This window comes from Pseudomonas sp. SDO5215_S409, from assembly GCF_054071325.1.
Genome location: NZ_JBSVWN010000157.1, coordinates 1 through 726, shown reverse-complemented (window position 1 = coordinate 726; position 726 = coordinate 1). Strand labels below are relative to the sequence as shown.

1 protein-coding gene is annotated in these 726 nt (G+C 47.8%); it reads right to left on the bottom strand.

What is annotated here, in order from left to right; translation table 11 throughout:
* Window positions 1–130 precede the first annotated feature (130 nt).
* The gene (locus ACW9H9_RS28695; protein ID WP_457346719.1) at window positions 131–562 is read right to left on the bottom strand and encodes a YybH family protein; all 432 of its coding nucleotides are present in this window, start codon (window positions 560–562) and stop codon (window positions 131–133) included.
* Between the last annotated feature and the right edge of the window lie 164 nt (window positions 563–726).

The window sequence follows — 726 nt, the reverse complement described above, 5'->3', positions numbered from 1 at the left end:
CAACGGGATCGGCGTATTTCACCATATTTGGAAGTCTTCTTCAGGATTTCCCTAAAGGTTATTTGCCATGCACACAGTTACACGAACACTAAACGTCATCGTCTGACATAAAACTGTTATCTCTACGACTTTACGTGGGAATAGCGTCTAAAATTGCCGTGCCATATGGATTATCTATGGAAATTAACCATCTGCCATCAAGCTGTTTTCTAAGAACGTCGGTGGTACGCCCGGTCAGTTCCGTTGTCTCACCGTCCTCTCTAGAAACACTGATCGTCCAATGGGAATAGTGAATGGCCACGTTATGTGCCTGCACGATATTCCGATGGGTGAAAACCAAAGGCAGCTTCATTACTGTCTCAGTGAACGCTTTAATGACTAGTGCTCCTGTGCTGACCTTTCCCGACTGGTCAACCACTACGGCGCTTGATTCGTAGCACGCCAACGCACTGTCAACGTCATGCCGAGCTCTGGCGTCAATCAAATTCAGGATCAGCGCTAAGGGGGTTTGATTCTTAACGTGGACTTGTGAACTGCTTTCACCGTTTATATCAAATGTCATCGCTTACTCTCGCACAGTGAACAAAAAAATTGGGCTCCTCAGCGTTAGGATGCAGCCGCGAAGGGCTCATATCTTGTAATAGCGTCTATGCGACGTCCATGACATAAAACGGGACTGTCAGATTTTTTGTGTGCGGGCCGGTAACGGCCTGCCGTCAGGCAGGC